Annotated in this window: 15 protein-coding genes; 4 read left to right on the top strand and 11 right to left on the bottom strand. The window is 63.5% G+C overall.

Annotated elements, in window-relative coordinates:
- Positions 1–2 precede the first annotated feature (2 nt).
- The 4 genes from VIG32_09480 to meaB form a co-directional block, all read right to left on the bottom strand.
- Positions 3–416: a cobalamin B12-binding domain-containing protein gene (locus tag VIG32_09480; GenBank protein ID HEY8298240.1), complete on the bottom strand. Its 414-nt coding sequence runs from the start codon at positions 414–416 to the stop codon at positions 3–5.
- The gene (locus tag VIG32_09475; GenBank protein HEY8298239.1) at positions 409–567 is read right to left on the bottom strand and encodes a hypothetical protein; all 159 of its coding nucleotides are present in this window, start codon (positions 565–567) and stop codon (positions 409–411) included. The genes VIG32_09480 and VIG32_09475 overlap by 8 nt, the downstream gene beginning before the upstream one ends.
- Entirely contained in the window at positions 567–2270 is a 1704-nt protein-coding gene (locus tag VIG32_09470) for a methylmalonyl-CoA mutase family protein (protein ID HEY8298238.1), read from the bottom strand. The genes VIG32_09475 and VIG32_09470 overlap by 1 nt, the downstream gene beginning before the upstream one ends.
- A gap of 90 nt (positions 2271–2360) precedes the next feature.
- The gene (meaB, locus tag VIG32_09465; GenBank protein ID HEY8298237.1) at positions 2361–3356 is read right to left on the bottom strand and encodes a methylmalonyl Co-A mutase-associated GTPase MeaB; all 996 of its coding nucleotides are present in this window, start codon (positions 3354–3356) and stop codon (positions 2361–2363) included.
- 19 nt (positions 3357–3375) lie between these two features.
- Between meaB and VIG32_09460 the strand changes: the two genes are divergently transcribed.
- Positions 3376–3501 (top strand): hypothetical protein, encoded by a 126-nt coding sequence (locus VIG32_09460; GenBank protein HEY8298236.1) that lies wholly within the window; start codon positions 3376–3378, stop codon positions 3499–3501.
- 6 nt (positions 3502–3507) lie between these two features.
- On the top strand, positions 3508–4917 hold the full coding sequence (locus tag VIG32_09455) for a glycoside hydrolase family 125 protein (protein HEY8298235.1): 1410 nt from the start codon (positions 3508–3510) through the stop codon (positions 4915–4917).
- Positions 4918–4942: 25 nt separating this feature from the next.
- Here VIG32_09455 and uppS read toward each other — a convergent pair whose 3' ends face one another.
- Complete coding sequence (gene uppS, locus VIG32_09450; protein HEY8298234.1) at positions 4943–5659, bottom strand: polyprenyl diphosphate synthase; 717 nt, start codon at positions 5657–5659, stop codon at positions 4943–4945.
- Positions 5660–5748: 89 nt separating this feature from the next.
- Between uppS and VIG32_09445 the strand changes: the two genes are divergently transcribed.
- Positions 5749–9015 carry a PDZ domain-containing protein gene (locus tag VIG32_09445; GenBank protein ID HEY8298233.1) on the top strand — a complete coding sequence of 1089 codons (3267 nt, stop codon included), beginning with the start codon at positions 5749–5751 and terminating at the stop codon, positions 9013–9015.
- Between the two features lie 16 nt (positions 9016–9031).
- On the opposite strand, the gene VIG32_09440 is transcribed toward VIG32_09445, so the two are convergent.
- Genes VIG32_09440 through VIG32_09425 form a run of 4 tightly spaced genes read right to left on the bottom strand, consistent with a single transcriptional unit; the run spans position 9032 to position 12249 of the window.
- A complete protein-coding gene (locus VIG32_09440; protein HEY8298232.1) occupies positions 9032–9868 on the bottom strand; it encodes a phosphate ABC transporter substrate-binding protein in 837 nt (278 codons plus the stop codon).
- Positions 9869–9923: 55 nt separating this feature from the next.
- Complete coding sequence (locus VIG32_09435; GenBank protein HEY8298231.1) at positions 9924–10838, bottom strand: alpha/beta fold hydrolase; 915 nt, start codon at positions 10836–10838, stop codon at positions 9924–9926.
- Complete coding sequence (locus tag VIG32_09430) at positions 10832–11380, bottom strand: DNA-3-methyladenine glycosylase I (protein ID HEY8298230.1); 549 nt, start codon at positions 11378–11380, stop codon at positions 10832–10834. The genes VIG32_09435 and VIG32_09430 overlap by 7 nt, the downstream gene beginning before the upstream one ends.
- Positions 11377–12249, bottom strand: a complete 873-nt coding sequence (locus VIG32_09425) for an alpha/beta fold hydrolase (protein ID HEY8298229.1) — start codon at positions 12247–12249, stop codon at positions 11377–11379. Before VIG32_09425 ends, VIG32_09430 begins: the two co-directional genes overlap by 4 nt.
- A gap of 106 nt (positions 12250–12355) precedes the next feature.
- Here VIG32_09425 and rocD point away from each other — a divergent pair, with 106 nt between their 5' ends.
- On the top strand, positions 12356–13567 hold the full coding sequence (gene rocD / locus VIG32_09420) for an ornithine--oxo-acid transaminase (protein HEY8298228.1): 1212 nt from the start codon (positions 12356–12358) through the stop codon (positions 13565–13567).
- Here rocD and VIG32_09415 read toward each other — a convergent pair.
- Together VIG32_09415 and VIG32_09410 are read right to left on the bottom strand one after the other, a co-directional pair.
- Positions 13556–15430 (bottom strand): hypothetical protein, encoded by a 1875-nt coding sequence (locus VIG32_09415; protein ID HEY8298227.1) that lies wholly within the window; start codon positions 15428–15430, stop codon positions 13556–13558. The genes rocD and VIG32_09415 overlap by 12 nt on opposite strands.
- 123 nt (positions 15431–15553) lie before the next feature.
- Positions 15554–16021, bottom strand: coding sequence for a GNAT family N-acetyltransferase (locus tag VIG32_09410; GenBank protein ID HEY8298226.1), 468 nt, complete (start codon positions 16019–16021; stop codon positions 15554–15556).
- Between the last annotated feature and the right edge of the window lie 313 nt (positions 16022–16334).

The raw sequence follows: 16334 nt of genomic DNA, 5'->3' as shown, positions 1-16334 counted from the left end.
GCTTAGCCGACGAGTTCGCGGCGTTGACCGCCTTCGCGCTGAACGAAGTCGATGATGTTGGCAAGCGGCGCGCCGGGCGTGAAGATCTCACGAACGCCGCGATGGCGAAGCTCGTCGGCATCTTCCGGGGGGATCGTGCCGCCGCCAAAAAAGACGATGTCGGCCGCGCCCTGGGCTTTGAGCTGATCGACGATCAGCGGAAAGAGCGTCATGTGCGCGCCCGAGAGAATCGAGAGGCCGATGCCGTCGGCGTCTTCTTGAATCGCGGTTTGAACGATCTGCTCGGGGGTCTGAAAGAGCCCCGTGTAGATGACCTCCATCCCCGCGTCGCGCAGCGCGCGCGCGATGACTTTGGCGCCGCGGTCGTGCCCGTCGAGACCCGCTTTGGCGATCACGATGCGTAACGGTCTAGCCATGAACTCCCTTATGCTCGCAACTCGCGTCGCGTTTGACGCGATCGAGTTCGCGGCTCAAGCGCAGCGCTTCTTCGAGCTTGCGCATAACTTCTTCGAGGGTTTGCCGAACGGCGAGCCGTTCGATTTCGGTGTGTGTCCGCATGGTACTCATTAGAACGCAGCGCGCTCCGTGTATCTCCCGTAAACCGCGACCATAGCTTCCACGATCTCGCCCTCGGTCGCGTAGGCGTTGACCGCGTCGATGAGATGCGGCATCACGTTGTCGAGCGGGTCTTTACAGGCCCGCTGCAAGCCTTCGAGCGATCGCGCGACCGCGTTCGCATCGCGCTGCGCGCGTATGGCGCAAACCGATGCCGATTGTCCGCGTTCGATCTCCTCGCCGATCTTGAGCAGATCGAGATCGCCGCGTCCCTCTTCTTTTTGGAACGCGTTGACGCCGACGATGACGCGATCTTTCGTTTCCAGCGAACGCTGGTAGCGATAACTCGCGTCGGCGATTTCGCGCTGGAAGAAGCCGGCCTCGATCGCTTCGATCACGCCGCCGTATTCCTCGATCTGCCGGAAGTACTCTTCGGCTTGCGCCTCCATCGAATCGGTGAGCGCTTCAACATAGTACGAGCCGCCGAGCGGATCGACCACGTTGGTGACGTTGGTCTCGTAGGCGAGCACCTGCTGCGTGCGCAGCGCGATCTCCACGGATTTCTCGGTTGGGAGCGCCAGCACTTCGTCCATCGAGTTGGTGTGCAGCGATTGCGTTCCGCCGAGCACCGCAGCCATCGCCTCGAACGCGACGCGCACGATGTTATTCTCCGGCTGCTGGGCGGTCGCGCTGCAGCCGGCGGTCTGCGTGTGGAAGCGCAACTGCCACGAGCGCGGATCTTTCGCGCCGTACTTCTCCTTCAAACGGCGCGCCCAAATGCGGCGTGCGGCGCGGTACTTGCAGATCTCCTCAAAAAAGTCGATGTGCGCGTTAAAGAAAAAGGAGAGCCGCGGCGCAAACGAGTCGACGTCCATGCCGGCCTTCATGCCGGCCTCCACGTATGCGAACCCATCGGCTAGGGTGAACGCGAGTTCTTGCACGGCGGTCGAGCCGGCTTCGCGAATGTGATAGCCCGAGACGGAGATCGAGTTCCACTTCGGCATCTCGTCGCGCGTGAAGCGCATCATATCGACGAGCACGCGCATGTGCGGGCGCGGCGGAAATATCCACTCTTTTTGCGCGATGTACTCTTTGAGAATATCGGCTTGAATCGTTCCGCCGAGTTTCGCGCGCGGGATGCCCTTCTTTTCGGCCGCCGCGATGTACTGCGCGAGGGCGATACAGGCGGGACCGTTGATCGTCATCGAGGTCGTGATGTCGCCCATGTCGATGCCGTCGAAGAGCTGCTCCATATCCGCGAGCGTATCGATCGCGACGCCGCAGCGGCCAACCTCGCCGCGCGCCTGCGCGGCATCGGAGTCGTAGCCCATGAGCGTCGGCATGTCGAACGCGACCGAGAGCCCGTGCTGGCCCTGCGAGAGCAGGAAGTGATAGCGCTCGTTGGTTTGCTTCGCGTTACCGAAACCGGCGAACTGACGCATCGTCCACAAGCGATCGCGATACATGTTGGGATGAATGCCGCGCGTGTACGGGTACTGCCCCGGCCAACTTACATCGCGCGCGAGATCGAGATGCTCGACGTCCTGCGGACCGTAAACGGGCTTAAGAGGAAGATCGGAAATGGTACGATCGACCGCGCCCGAGCCAGGACCTTTACGGCCCTTACCCTTGGCGGCGGCAGCTTCCCATTGCTCTTGCTGCTGGACGAATTGCGTTGTCGGTTGCGCGCCGAGCCCGCTCGGACGCTCGATCATTTTGGCCAAGATAGCCTCTTCATTCAACGTGCGCAGTGTATTTTCCCAAGACGGCGCGCGGAAGGCAAGCCCCTGAAGTCGGAGGCCGTCTCAGGCGGGATGGCCCGTCAGCCCTTTGACCGCCGCGCGATTTCGCGGCGCACGCGCCGGTTCGTCGCCCGCTTCGGCGCCCGCGCCGAAGGCCTGGAGCACCCGGTCGGCGGCCGCGTAGGGATCGATGCCGGTGGCGATATCGCCGTCGAGTTCGCGCTCGAGCCGGCGCTGCAGATGCCCCAGAGCCAGCTGGCGCACCTGGTGCACGTAGGCCTCGCGCCGTTTTTGGTCGAGTTCGCCGCTGCTTGTCAGATAGGCGAGGTGCGTCTGTACGGCCGTCCAGAGATCGTCGATTCCGTCGCCGGCCAAGGCGTTGGTCATCACGAGCTCCGGCACCCAGCCCGAGAAATCGAGCATCTCCATCATCGAGCGAATCTCGCGTTTGAGCTGATTGGCCATGGGGTGGTCGGCCTTGTTGACCACGAAAATATCTGCGACTTCCATGATCCCGGCTTTGAGCACCTGAATCGAGTCGCCGCTGCCGGGCTGCAGCGCGACGATCGTGGTCTGCGCGAGTTCGGCGATCTCGATCTCGGACTGGCCTACGCCGACGGTCTCGATCAGAATCACGTCTTTGCCAAAGGCATCCATCAGCGAAACGGCGTCCGCGGTCGCGCCCGCGAGCCCGCCTAAGTGACCGCGGCTGGCCATCGAGCGGATGAAGACGTCGCTATCGGTGAAGTGTTCGGTGAGACGAATGCGATCGCCAAGCAGCGCGCCGTGGGAAAACGGCGAGGACGGGTCGACCGAGATGACGCCGACCGTCTTGCCGAGCGCGCGCGCTTTACGCACGAGGGCCGAGCTCAGCGTCGACTTGCCCACGCCCGGCGGCCCGGTCAATCCGATGGTAAGCGCCCGCCCGGTTTTGCCGTAGAGCGCGCGCATGAGTTCGGCGCCGCGACCGCCCTCGCAGAGCGAGATGGCGCGCGCGAGCGCGCGCGGAGAGCGGGCCTCAAACTCCCGCAGGAGGGCGGCATGTTCGGTTTGGGTCAAAGCGCCTTTTAGATTAATTTTGCGAGATGCCGAAGCCTCCGTTACTCCGGGCGCGAACGAGCCGACGATGCAAGCCAACGTCGCCGCGCCGCCCCAACACCCTCGCGAACAGATCGGAGCGATCGCGCTCGGGCCGGAGTCGTAGCGAGTCTTGCGTTTACACCGATCGCGGCTCTTGGCGGGCCTCGCACTTGCCGTCGTGCTTCTGCGCGCCATTGCGCCCGCAAACGCGCAGGACGTCTCGCTGCCGATGACCGGCCAGCGCATCCGGCCGATCGAAGCGAGTTCGCTCTTTCACACGCTCTTCACCGACTTCTTTAGCGAGCGCGACGGCACGACGTACGTGCAGACGGGCGATATCCCCGCGATGTGGCTGCGCGATTCGAGCGCGCAGACGCTGCCGTACGTGCGCTTCGGCCGGTATTACCCGATTCTCTCGCTGCGCATCGACGAAGTGATCCAGCGCAACGCCCGCAACGCGATCGCCGATCCGTACGCGAACGCGTTTCAAGCCAACTATCACGTGTGGGAACGCAAGTGGGAGGTCGATTCGCTCGCGTGGCCGGTGCTGCTCGCGTGGACCTACTGGCGCGAAAGCCGCGACCGCCATCTTTTTACCTCCGATCTGCACGAGGCGCTGCGCACGATCGTCGCCACGTATCGCTGCGAACAGCATCACGATCGCTGCGACCGCTACAACTACCCGTACCGCGTGGCCACGCACGACGCCTACAACGATGCGACCGGCATGATCTGGGATGCGTTTCGCCCGTCCGACGACGCCGTGACGTATCGCTTCAACATACCTCAAGAGGCGATCGCGGTCGTGGCCTTGCTCGAAATCGGGCGGCTCGCGCGCAGCGGCTGGCATGACGCGCGTCTTTCGCACGATGCGGATACGCTCGCGCACGAGGTTCAGGTCGGCATCGAACGGTACGGCCGCGTCTACAATCCCGCGCTCGGCGGTTGGATCTACGTCTACGAGACCGATGGTTTGGGACACGACAAGCTCATGGACGATGCGAACGTGCCGAACCTGACGTCGCTGCCGGCGTTGGGGTGGTGTTCGAACGAAGACCCGGCCTATCTCAACACGCGCGCGTTCGCACTCTCCAAACGCAATCCGTACTATTTCAAAGGACGCTATGCCGAGGGACTCGGCAGCCCGCATACGCCCGCCGGATTCGTGTGGCCGCTCGGCATCATCGCGCGCGCGCTCACGGCCACGTCGAGCGCCGAAGTCGACGAAAGCATCACGACCCTCGCGGAGACCGACAGCAAAGACGGACTCATTCACGAGAGTTTCTATCCCGACGGCTACTGGCGATTCACGCGCGCCGAATTCGGTTGGGCCAACGCATTTTATGCCGAGCTGATCTTTCGCAGCATCGCCGGCTTCCCCGCGATTGCCTTTCCGCCGGGCGGCACCGTGCTGCCCTTCGAAAAACGCAGCGCGACGCCGCGGCTGGCGGGGCCGCGCCTCCAGCTGCACAACGCCCAACTCTTGATCAAGACGTTAGGCGATCTGCTCGAACGCGCAAAGGACCGCAACTCGCTCTAGGCGGCCCCCACTCGACGAAACGCCGTTAGGCGCCGTAGCGGCGTTGGCGGTCGCAGAAGTGCCGGACCGCGTCGGCAAAGTGCGCCTGCGTGAAGTCCGGCCACATCGTCGCGACGGTCAAGAGTTCGGTGTACGCGAGTTGGTAGAGCAGGAAGTTCGAGATGCGGTAATCGCCGCCGGTACGAATGAGCAGATCGGGATCGGGCGATTCGGGCGCGTACATCCGCGAGCGCAGCGTGGATTCGTCGATCGTGCCGGCATCGAGGCGGCCGCCGGCGACGTCGAGTGCGATCGAACGAACGGCCTGCAGAATCTCCGCCCGGCCGCTGTAATTGAGCGCGAGATTCAGCACGAGGCGGTGATTCTGCTGCGTCGAGCGCACCAGGTCGCGCAGTCCGGCGCGAGCGGCAAACGAAAAGGGCTCGACGTCGCCAACGATCTTCACGCGCACGCCCTGACGCGCGAGGGCCGATTTTTCGCTGCGCGCGAAGGCGGCGCAGAGATACATGAGCAGGGCGACCTCGGTCGAATCGCGCCGCCAATTCTCGGTCGAAAACCCGAAGACGGTCAGCGTGCCCACGCCCGAGTCGATCGCCGCGCGCACGGCGGCACGCAACGCCACGATGCCCCGCCGGTACCCTTCGGCGATCGGCAGACCGCGAGCCGCCGCCCAGCGGCGGTTGCCATCCATGATGATCGCGACGTGCGACGGCACCGGATCGGTCAGTGGAGCGTGCAGCATGATTTACTTTGTATCACAAAGTAATAACGGGTGCAAGCCGGGGACCGCGAGCGGAACGGCGTCCTCCGGTCGCCAACTTCCCAAGTCCCATGAGCCACGGTTATTATCGTTACCCGACCATCGCGGGCGACCGCCTCGTTTTTGTCTGTGAAGAAGATCTTTGGAGCGTATCGGCGCAGGGCGGAACCGCCGTGCGGCTGACCGCCAGCACCGGCGTGTCGTCGCATCCGCGACTCTCGCCCGATGGCAGCCGGATCGCCTTCATCTCGACCGACGAGGGCCATCCGGAGGTCTACGTGATGCCGTCGGCGGGGGGGCGGCCCAAGCGCTTGACCTTCCTTGGCGGCACGGTCGCGGCGGTGAGCGGGTGGAGTCCCGACGGGAAAGAGATTCTCTTCGTGAGCAATCCCTCGGCCTGGTACGAACGCGAGACTCGCGGGTTCGCGATCGCGCCGGAGGGCGGCGTGCCGCGCGAACTCCCCTTCGGGCCGATGAAAACGCTGAGTCTGGGTGCGGACGAGCGGGTGGCGATCGGCCGCAACGGCGACGACAATGCGCGCTGGAAACGCTACCGCGGCGGGACCAGCGGAGAAGTGTGGGTCGATCTGCGCGGCCGCGGCGACTTCGAACGGCTGCACCTGCCCGACGGCAATCCCGTGCAGCCGATGTGGATCGGCGAGCGCATCTACTTTGCGGCCGACCACGACGGTATCGGCAACCTGTACTCCTGCGCGCCGGACGGCGGCGACGTCGTGCGTCACACGCACGAAACCGAGTATTACGTACGCTTCCCCTCGACCGACGGAACGCGCATCGTCTACGCGGCCGGCGGAGCGCTGCGCGTCTACGATATCGCCGGCGACCGGACGGACGAAATCGAGGTCGCCACGCCGTCCGCGCAGCCGCAAACGGTCCGCCGTTTCTCCGATGGCACCGACGAACTCGACGAATTCGTACCCTCGCGCGACGGAACGGGCATCGGCATCATCGCGCGCGGGCAACCGTTCACGATGCCGTTGTGGGAAGAGGCTCCGGTCCACCACGGAATCGGCAGCGCCGCGCGGTATCGCGCGTTCGCCTGGCTGCACGATGGCAAGCGCTTCGCCTGCGTGACCGACATCAACGGTCTCGAGCAAGTCGCGATCCACGCGCAAGACGCGAGCTGCAAACCGACGGTCATTACGAAAGGCGATATCGGTCGCGTGACCGAGCTCGTCGCCTCGCCGGCCGACGATCTGTTGGCGGTCGCGAATCATCGCCAAGAGCTGCTGTTGGTGGATGCCGGCGACGGCAGCGTGCGGGTCGTGGACAAAAGCGTCGGCAATCGCATCACCGATCTGGCATTCTCGCCCGACGGACGTTACGTTGCCTACGTCTTCTGGCCCGAAAGCGCGAACGAGTCGATCGTGCGCGTGGTGCGCGTGAAGTCGGGCAAGATTCACGACATCACGCCGAAGCTGCGCGTCGATCATGGTCCCGCGTGGGATCCCGACGGCAAATACCTATACTTCATCTCCGCGCGCGATTTCGATCCCGTCTACGACGCGCTGCAATTCGACCTGAGCTTCCCGCAGGCGCAGCGCCCGTTCGTCGTCACGCTTCGCGACGACGTCCCCAATCCGTTCGTCCCCAAGCCCAAACCGGTCCACCGCGATCACGAACACCATCACGATGACGACGATCGCGACGACCAATCGCCGGGCAAAAAAAAGAAAGAGCAAGAGAAACCCGCGAACGTCGAGATCGACTTCGACGGAATCGCGGGGCGCATTCTCGGGTTCCCGGTTGAAGAGGGCGATTACGGACAACTCGTTGCCGTTAAAGGCCGGGTCTTCTTCACGAAGTTCGACGTACGCGGAATCAAGCCGGTCGGCCGCTCGTGGGACGAAGAGGACGGCGCCGGAACGTTGCTCGCTTACGATTTCGAGCAGCAGCGCTGCGCGGTCTTCGCACCGGACGTTAACGAGATCGCGATTGCGGGCGATCACCACACGCTGGTCTATCGTTCGCACGATCGGCTGCGCGTCCTCGACGCACTCGGCGACCTGCCCGATGAAGGCGACGAGCCCCCCAAGCCCGCCGGCGACGCGGGCCGCAAGAGCGGTTGGCTCGATCTCGATCGGATCTCCGTGGAGATCGATGCACGCGACGAGTGGGCGCAGATGTACCGCGAAGCCTGGCGCTTGCAGACCGAACATTTCTGGGTCGAAGACATGTCGGATATCGACTGGGACCGCGTCTTCGACCGCTATGCGGCCGTTCTTCCGCGCGTGCGCACGCGCGCCGAACTCTCCGACCTCATCTGGGAGATGCAGGGCGAACTGGGCACTTCGCACGCCTACGAGTATGGCGGCGACCACCGCATTCCGCCGCAATATCGTCGCGGCTTTCTCGGAGCCGACCTCGCATACGACGCGAGCAGCGACGGGTGGAAGATCGAGCGCATCTACCGCGGCGATTCATGGAATCGCGAGAGCGATTCACCGCTCGCGGAACCGGGGCTCGAAATTCGCGAAGGCGATATTTTGCTCGCAATCGCCGGTAAGCGGCTCTCGCGCACGATTACGCCGCAACAGTTGCTCGTGCACACGGCCGGACGCGAAGTGTCGTTGACGATGCAGGCCCGCAAGGGCGGCGAACGGCGCGTTACGGTTAAAACGCTCGAGAGCGAACAAGGGCTGCGCTACCGGGCGTGGGTGGACGCCAATCGCGCCTACGTGCACGAGCGGTCGGGCGGCAAAATCGGCTACGTGCACATTCCCGATATGGGCCCGTGGGGATTCTCGGAGTTTCACCGCGGGTATCTCTCCGAGTACGATCGCCGCGGACTCATCGTCGACGTGCGGTACAATCGCGGCGGCCACGTTTCGCCGCTGCTGCTCGAGAAACTCGCGCGCAAACGCGTGGGCTACGACGTGGGCCGTTACAGCAGCAAGCCCGTGCCGTATCCGCCCGAATCGGTTGGCGGCCCGATCGTTGCGATTACCAACGCGAACGCGGGCAGCGACGGCGATATCTTCAGCCATTGCTTCAAATTGATGGGTCTAGGGCCGCTCGTCGGCAAGCGCACGTGGGGCGGCGTGATCGGCATCAATCCGTACCATCGTTTGGTCGACGGAACGATCACCACGCAGCCCGAGTTCTCGTTTTGGTTTAAGGACGTGGGCTGGAACGTTGAAAATTACGGCACGGATCCGGATTACGACATCGACTTTGCGCCGCAAGACTACCGCAACGGAAAAGACCCGCAGCTCGACTTCGCGCTCGGGTTGATTCTGCCGGCGGCCGAGCAGCACAAGGAGGCCTACCCGGATCTCTCGACCCGACCCTCGCTTCCGCTGCCCAGCCTCGCCTAAAGCGAATCCGGCTCGGCTACATCTTGCCGGCTGTCTTCATCTCGGAGACGGGAATGAAATGCAGCTGGGCGAGCAGCGCTTTGTCGTTGGTAACGAACGTGATGAAGTTCGCAACGGTTTGGCTCGGCTTACCCTTTGTGAACATGTGCTCGTACGACCAATACGGGTATTTGCCGGACGTGACGTTCGCGTCGGTCGGAGCGATGCCGTCGATCGCAACGGCGGTCACCGCGCCCGGTTTCACGTAGCCCATCGCGAGATACGACGCCGCGCTCGGGGTCTGCCCGACGATCGTTGCGACGGTCCCCGACGAGTCTTGCGTGAGGCCCTCTGCGGAGGGTTGCGTTCCGCCCATGACGTTCTTCACGAAAACCGCGCGCGTTCCCGAGCTGCTCGGACGGTTTACGATCGTGATTTTCATGTCCTTACCGCCGACTTGTTTCCAGTTTGCGACCTTGCCGGTGAAGACGTCGCGAATCTGCTTGGTCGTAAGATGCGTGATGCCCGACGCCGGATTCACCACCACGCCGAACGAAACGACGGCGACCCGATGGTCGAGTAAGCTCGGCTCGCCCAGCGCCGCGATATCGGAGTCGCCGATCTGTACGCCGCCCTGCGCGGCCTGCGTGATACCGACGCGCGAACCGCCGCCCGAGACGCTGATCTTCACGTTTGGATTCTGGGTTTGATAATCGACGGCCGCCTGCTTGACCAGCGGCAGCAACGCGGTCGAGCCGGCAACGGTGATATCGCCCGAGACCGCGCCGCTCGTCGTGGACCCGTCTCCGCCGCAGGCCGCCAACGGCACGAGCAAACCCGCCGCGGCGAGTACTAACGCAAACTTGCGCAGCATAAAAAGTCTCCTTGTAAAAACAACGGTGTACGCATGTTGTTGTACCTGAGCAATATTATGAACGGATTAAGGGGCGGATCTCGAGCGTCGCGTCGATCGCCGCCAGCAGCGTTGGATAGACCACTTCGGTCCGGGCGAGCGGGTTATCGGGATCGACGATGTCGTGGTTCTTCGGCAGACCCGCGAACTCGAACGCCGTCGCCGCCTGCGGGCGAAAGCGCTGCCAGTTTCGCACGATCTCGGCGGTCACCGCGTTATTTACGGCCGGATCGAAGCGATTGGTAACGACGTGCACCGATGCGGCTTTTAAGGCGGCTCGTTTGCTCCGTGCGTGCAGATCGTCGGCGATTCGCAGGCATTGCATGAGCGCGTGCGTCGGGAAACGCGGATAGGCGGTCGAGGGGCGCTGGTTTTGCTTGATGCGCGGATCCCACCAGAGAAACAGGTTGGGAACCGCGAGCACGACCTTTTCGAGCAGAAAACTCACGCCGTACGGCGCGTCGAGCAGCGCGAACGCTGGGCTCACCGGAATCGCCCGCGTGACGTCGGCTCGATACTGCGCGAAGTACGCACAGAGCAGACCGCTGGTCGATATGCCGAGCACGCAGACGCGCTCGCCCAAACCGCAGGCGATATCCACCGCTTCGGTTGCCGACGCCAGCAAACGCTCTGCGGTGAGGCGGCGAAGGCGCGTCGTCATGCGGTCCCGGTCGCCGTGCTCGGGCAGGCGCGGAATGAAGACGTTGTGCCCGCGCGCGTGCACGAGCGGCGCCAAACGGCCGTACTGTCCGGGATGGTTCGTAAATCCATGCAGCAGGACGACCGCGAGCGGCGCGCGCGAGCCGTGCTCGAGCACGACCGTTCGGGCCGCCGGCAGAATGCTCGCATCGTCGAGCGCCGCGAACGCGGCCGCCCGTTCGAGCGCCTCCGCGTACGAGGCCGCCGGTCGCGCGTTCGGCGCGCTCAGCACGCGCGCTCGCAGCCGGCGAGATGATCGTCGACCACGCCGACGGCTTGTAGAAACGCATAGACGATCGTCGATCCCACGAATTTGAACCCGCGCTTTCGCAGGTCTTTGCTGATGGCATCGGAGAGCGGCGTCGTAGCGGGCACGTCGCTCGAGCGCTTGGGGCGGCTGCGGATCGTTTTGCCGTTCACGAAGCCCCACAGGTAGGCATCGAAGCTGCCGAACTCACGCTGCACGGCGAGAAACGCTCGCGCATTGCCGACGGCCGACAAGATCTTGAGACGATTGCGCACGATACCCGGATCCTCCATCAAGCGTTCGATTTTTGCCGGCGCGAACCGCGCGACGCGCGCGGGATCGAATCCGGCGAATGCCGCGCGGTAGCGTTCGCGTTTGCGCAAGATCGTCTCCCAGCTCAGGCCGGCCTGCGCGCCTTCGAGAACGAGAAATTCGAAGAGGCACCGGTCGTCATGCTGGGGTACGCCCCACTCCGCATCGTGATACGCGATCGCGAGATCGCTCGTGGCCCACGAACAGCGCGTCATCGATCGATCAGTTCGACGAGGACTCGCAAGACGCGCTGCGAGATATCGGGATGGCGCAGCGGCTCGATGATGTCGTGCGAGAGCGGCAGATCGTCGAAGCGATGGGCGTGTACGGCCTCCGGCTTCTTCTTGCGCCAGCGTTGGAGCAACCGATTGACCGCGCGATTGTTGATCGCCGTCTCGCGGGCGTTGGTGACGAGCACGATTCGTCGAGCGCGGGGCGAATCGGCGCGCGCCGCCTCGAGCAGATCGTTGGCGATCGTCAGCGCGTGCGCTACGGCGTGCGTGGAATAGCGCGGATAGCCGTGCGCGGGGAGTTGCCGGTCGCGCAAAAACGGATCCCACCAGGCAAAGCGATTGCGCGTGCGCAGCGCCCAAAAGGTGAGCGGACGGCGAAAGAGGCTCGGCACGAGCACGATGCCCAAGAACGGTGCGACCGCAACCACGCAGTCGACCGGTTCGTGTTGCGCCAAATAGGCCGCGAGCAAGCCGCCGAGAGAAAAACCGACGACGGTAACGTGTTCGCCGAGTCCGCGCGCGAGCTCGAACGACTCGGTCGCGCTCGCGCGCAACTGCGCCGCCGTTAACCGCGAAAGCGCATCGGACATTCGGTCTTCATAGCCGTGGCGCGGGAGACGCGGAACGAGCACATTGTAGCCGCGGGCGTAGAGTGCCTCGGCAACGGCTGCGAACTGCGTGGGGCTTGCCGAGAGACCGTGGAAAAGCACCGCCGCCCGCGGGGTCCGCCGCCCGTGATCGTAGACGAGCGATCGTCCCGATACGCCGATCCGGTCGTGGTCGCGATCGAGCAAGTGCTTGAGGCCGGCGCGCGCCCGTTCGTAGGGGTCGTTTGTAAAAGAGGTTGCCAAGCGTACGGTCCTTAAGTCTTTGCGATAAGTGTTCCTCGAACGCAGGCGCTCGCGCCCCTGCGGTCCCGGTAAAGGCCGGTAAACACACGCGGCGCGCATGGATAGCATGCACGTTTTTCAAGATAAGTCTCGCGAGCTCATTGCGCTCGAGGACCGCTATAGCGCCCACAACTATCATCCCCTGGACGTGGTGGTGGAGCGCGCCGAGGGCGTTTGGCTCTACGATGTCGACGGCAATCGCTTTTTGGATTGCATTAGCGCCTATTCCGCCGTCAATCAGGGCCACGGCCACCCGCGTATTCGCGCGGCATTGATCGAGCAGGCAAAAAAAGTTACGCTGACCTCCCGCGCGATGCGCAACGATCGTATGCCCGGTTTTTTAAAGAAACTGACGGAACTGTGCGGCTACGAGATGGCGCTGCCGATGAATACCGGCGCCGAAGCCGTCGAAACCGCGATCAAACTCGTGCGCCGTTGGGGATACGACGTTAAGGGCATCGCGCCGGATCGTGCGGAGATCGTCGTTTTCGCGAACAATTTTCACGGACGCACGACCGCGATTATCGGCGCGAGTTCGAACGACGAATACAAACGCAGTTTCGGTCCGTTCGCGCCCGGCTTCGTGTTGGTTCCGTACGGCGACTACGACGCGCTGGCCCGCGCGGTCACCGCGAATACGTGTGCGATCCTCATCGAGCCGATTCAAGGCGAGGGCGGCGTGATCGTTCCGCCCGACGGCTTCCTCAAACGTGCGTGGGGGCTGTGCCGCGAGCACCGCGTGCTCTTCGTGGCCGACGAAATTCAAACGGGCTTCGGGCGCACGGGCGATCTCTTCGCCTGCGATCACGACGGCATCAAGGCCGACGTGATGATCGTCGGCAAAGCGCTCGGCGGCGGCTTCTATCCGGTATCGGCGGTACTCGCGAGTGCGGCCCTCATGGGGCTTTTCAAGCCCGGCGACCACGGCAGCACGTTCGGCGGCAATCCCCTCGGATCGGCGGTGGCCGATGCGGCCATCGACGTCATCGTCGAGGAGAATCTGGTGAGCCGTTCGCGGTATGCCGGCGCAACGTTGATGCAGGGCTTTCGCGCGATCGCGTCACCGCTGATTAAAGAGGTGCGCGGCCGAGGCCTGATGATCGGCATCGAACTCACGATCGAAGCGCGCCACCTCTCCGACGCGCTGCTCGAACGCGGCATCGCGGCCAAAGATACGCACGCCAACGTCTTGCGCATCGCCCCGCCGCTGGTCATCGACGAAGCGGCGATCGAGTTTCTGTTAGCGGGCTTCCGCGACGCCGTCAAATCACTTAGCTAACGGTTTCACGACGTCGCTCAGGCGGTCGGGCGTGCCGGCGATCCGAACGAGATGCGGGTAGCGCGGGCCGCCGTAGTACGGGATCGTAATGGTGCGGTAGGCATCGTTCTTCACGGTCAGCAGAACGATCGGCTGATGTGATTTCTGTGCCGCCGCGATCGCATCGAACATGAGATCGTCGGAGTAGGTTCGCCCGTTGACCGCGACGATCGAACTGAGCACGTCGAGGCCCGCCTCGTAGGCGGGCGAACCGAAGTGCACGTCGGCGACCATCCCGTTGCGCGCGCTAAAGCCCACCGAGTAAACGAAGTCGTTCTTCTTCACGTAGTGAGTCGGCTCGTCGGTATAGACGAGTTTCCAGCCGTCCTCGGTAAAGCCGTCGGCCGGATGCGGTGCGATATCGTCAACCCAGGTGTGAAAGAACGAAGTCCAATCGTAGGGCACGACGCGTTCGAGGCCGGCGATGACGTCGGCCCGCGTGTACGTCTTGACGATCGGCCCCGTATTCTCTTGACCGAAGAACGCCCGCGCAAACGTATCGAGCGATTTTTTATTGCCCGACAGACGGCGGATGACGGCATCGGCCTTTAGCCACACGAGCTGGCCCTCGGAGTAGAAGTCGACGCTGCGGCGTTCCGACGTGTAGACGCGCGGCGCGCCGTAAAGAAACGGTCCCGACGTCGCCGTGTCGTCGAGCGAGCGCTGCAAACGTCCCGGCTCGTTGTCGTAATTCGCATAGATCTCCGCGACTTGATCGGGCCAATTCTTCGCATCGCGAATGCCGTCGCGGAACGACATGACGTCGCCGTAGTATTGCGTCATGCCCTCGTAGACCCAGAGCAGTTCGTCGTCGAACGGCAAGTTCGGATTCTTCGGATAGAGACCGGCCGGCATGCGGTACTTGCCGTCCCACGAATGGTTGAACTCGTGCGAAAGCAGATCGCCGCCGCGCTCGAGCGCAACCGCATCGATGAGGTAATTCCCGCCCTCACCGTCGTCGCTCGATTCGTGATGCTCGACGCCTTCGCCGGGCATCACGTCGGAAAGCGTCAATAGAAAATGATAATCGTGCCAGTGGCGCGCGCCGTACATCGCGATCATCTCGCGCACGAGCGCTTTGTAGTGATCGACGACCTTGGCGCTCGCGTCGAGTTCTTCGGGGATATCCGCGCAGACGTTGAGCGTCGCGGTCCCCGGGAACGCGCCGGTATCCTTCCACAATTCCCACTGGCGAAAGTTGAGGCATGAATCGAGCGGCGAATCGAGCAACCGCTCGAGCGAGGTCGTACTCCAGCTCACGGTATTGCCGAGACGTTTTTCATCGTAAAGCGCGGTCGCGAGCTTCCAATTCGAGCCCGGCAGAATCAACGTTGGATCGAACATCGTGTTTTGAAACGTACCGGTCGAGGGATACAGCACGTTCTGATTCCAGTCGATCACGAAGATGTTCGGCGAGGAGAGCCGATTCGACGAATAGTTACCGAAGGTCGCACCCAAATAGACGAAATCGACGTCGATCGAACTCACGCCCTGCGGAACCGTAAGGTCGAAAGCAAAGAGATTGTACGGCTCGCGCGTCCAGGGCAGCGTCTTGCCGCCGGCCTTGATCGCGAGCCCTGCGACGTTTTGAATCGGGCCTACGGCCGCGTGTTCGCCGGGAATCCATTGCGGGTAGAAGAGCGTCAATTTTCCCGGGCTCACCGGAATGATTTCGTGCGTTCGCACCAGATTTTGCGTCGGCGCGAGCGAAGCGTCGACGGTTAGCGCGATCGGCTCGGCGGCCGCTGCGGCGTGCGGCGCAAAAAGCACACAACTCGAAAGAGCGACGCTTCCAAGCGTCGCGCGCAGGCTGGCAAGATTCACGGGCGTGCGTCCTCTTCTACATGGTTAAAAAAAACGGGTTAGCGTTAGGCTACGCGACTGAGAAGCTCAGACCTTGCAACGCGAATCATGCTGCCACGTTGGTGGCATTCGCGGACGTACGCGTTACCGCGCGCGCAGATCGAGACGCATCTCCGAACCCGGCGTGAAACCCAGCGATTCATAGAGCGGACGGCCGGCGGCCGACGCCTGAAGCCGCACGTACTCGCAGCCCTGCGCACGGCACCACTCGATCGCGCGCTCGGTCAGGCCTCGGGCGATTCCGCGACGGCGGAACGGCGGCAGGACGTAGACGCCGACGATCGTCGCGGAGGGCGCGCGCAGAATGGCATTCGAACCCCAGTTGTTTAGCGCGGCGCACGCGCTCCCCACGATCTCGCCATCGAGCTGCGCGCCGAAGACGCACAGCGTTCCGCGGCTCGTGCCGTCGCGAAGATAGGCGTCGAGGATTGCTTCGGGATCCTCGACGAAACCTGACTGCGTCAGCGCGAGTTCTTGGTTCATCGCCATCCAATAGGCGGCGGCAGTGGAAAGCTCGCTTCCGAGCAAGGCGCGATAGATGGGCTCGGTCATCGGGTGATAATGCCTTCCGCGGGACAGGAGTCCTTGACGGGCACCCCGTCCGCCGTGGTACACTCCCAGAGCCGAAGTAGGGCCCGGGAGGGTCCTCACCGGATGCCTTCGGGCGATCCGGTCTTCATCCGAGGGACCGCCGGTAGGTTCCAATCGATGGGGTCGCTTCGGCGACGCCTTTTTTTTGTTAAAAAAATCGGGGTCCCACCCGCGAAGTCAGGGTGGGGGCGCGCAGGGCCGATTCCGACGCAACGTGTCGGAAGCGGACCGGAGTGCCGGAGATTGCGCGAAGTGCAATCTCAGTTAAAAAATC

The organism is Candidatus Baltobacteraceae bacterium, assembly GCA_036559195.1.
Classification (GTDB): Bacteria; Vulcanimicrobiota; Vulcanimicrobiia; order Vulcanimicrobiales; family Vulcanimicrobiaceae; genus JALYTZ01.
The sequence above is the reverse complement of the archived record's forward strand: the minus strand, read 5'-3'. Positions and strand labels throughout refer to the sequence as shown.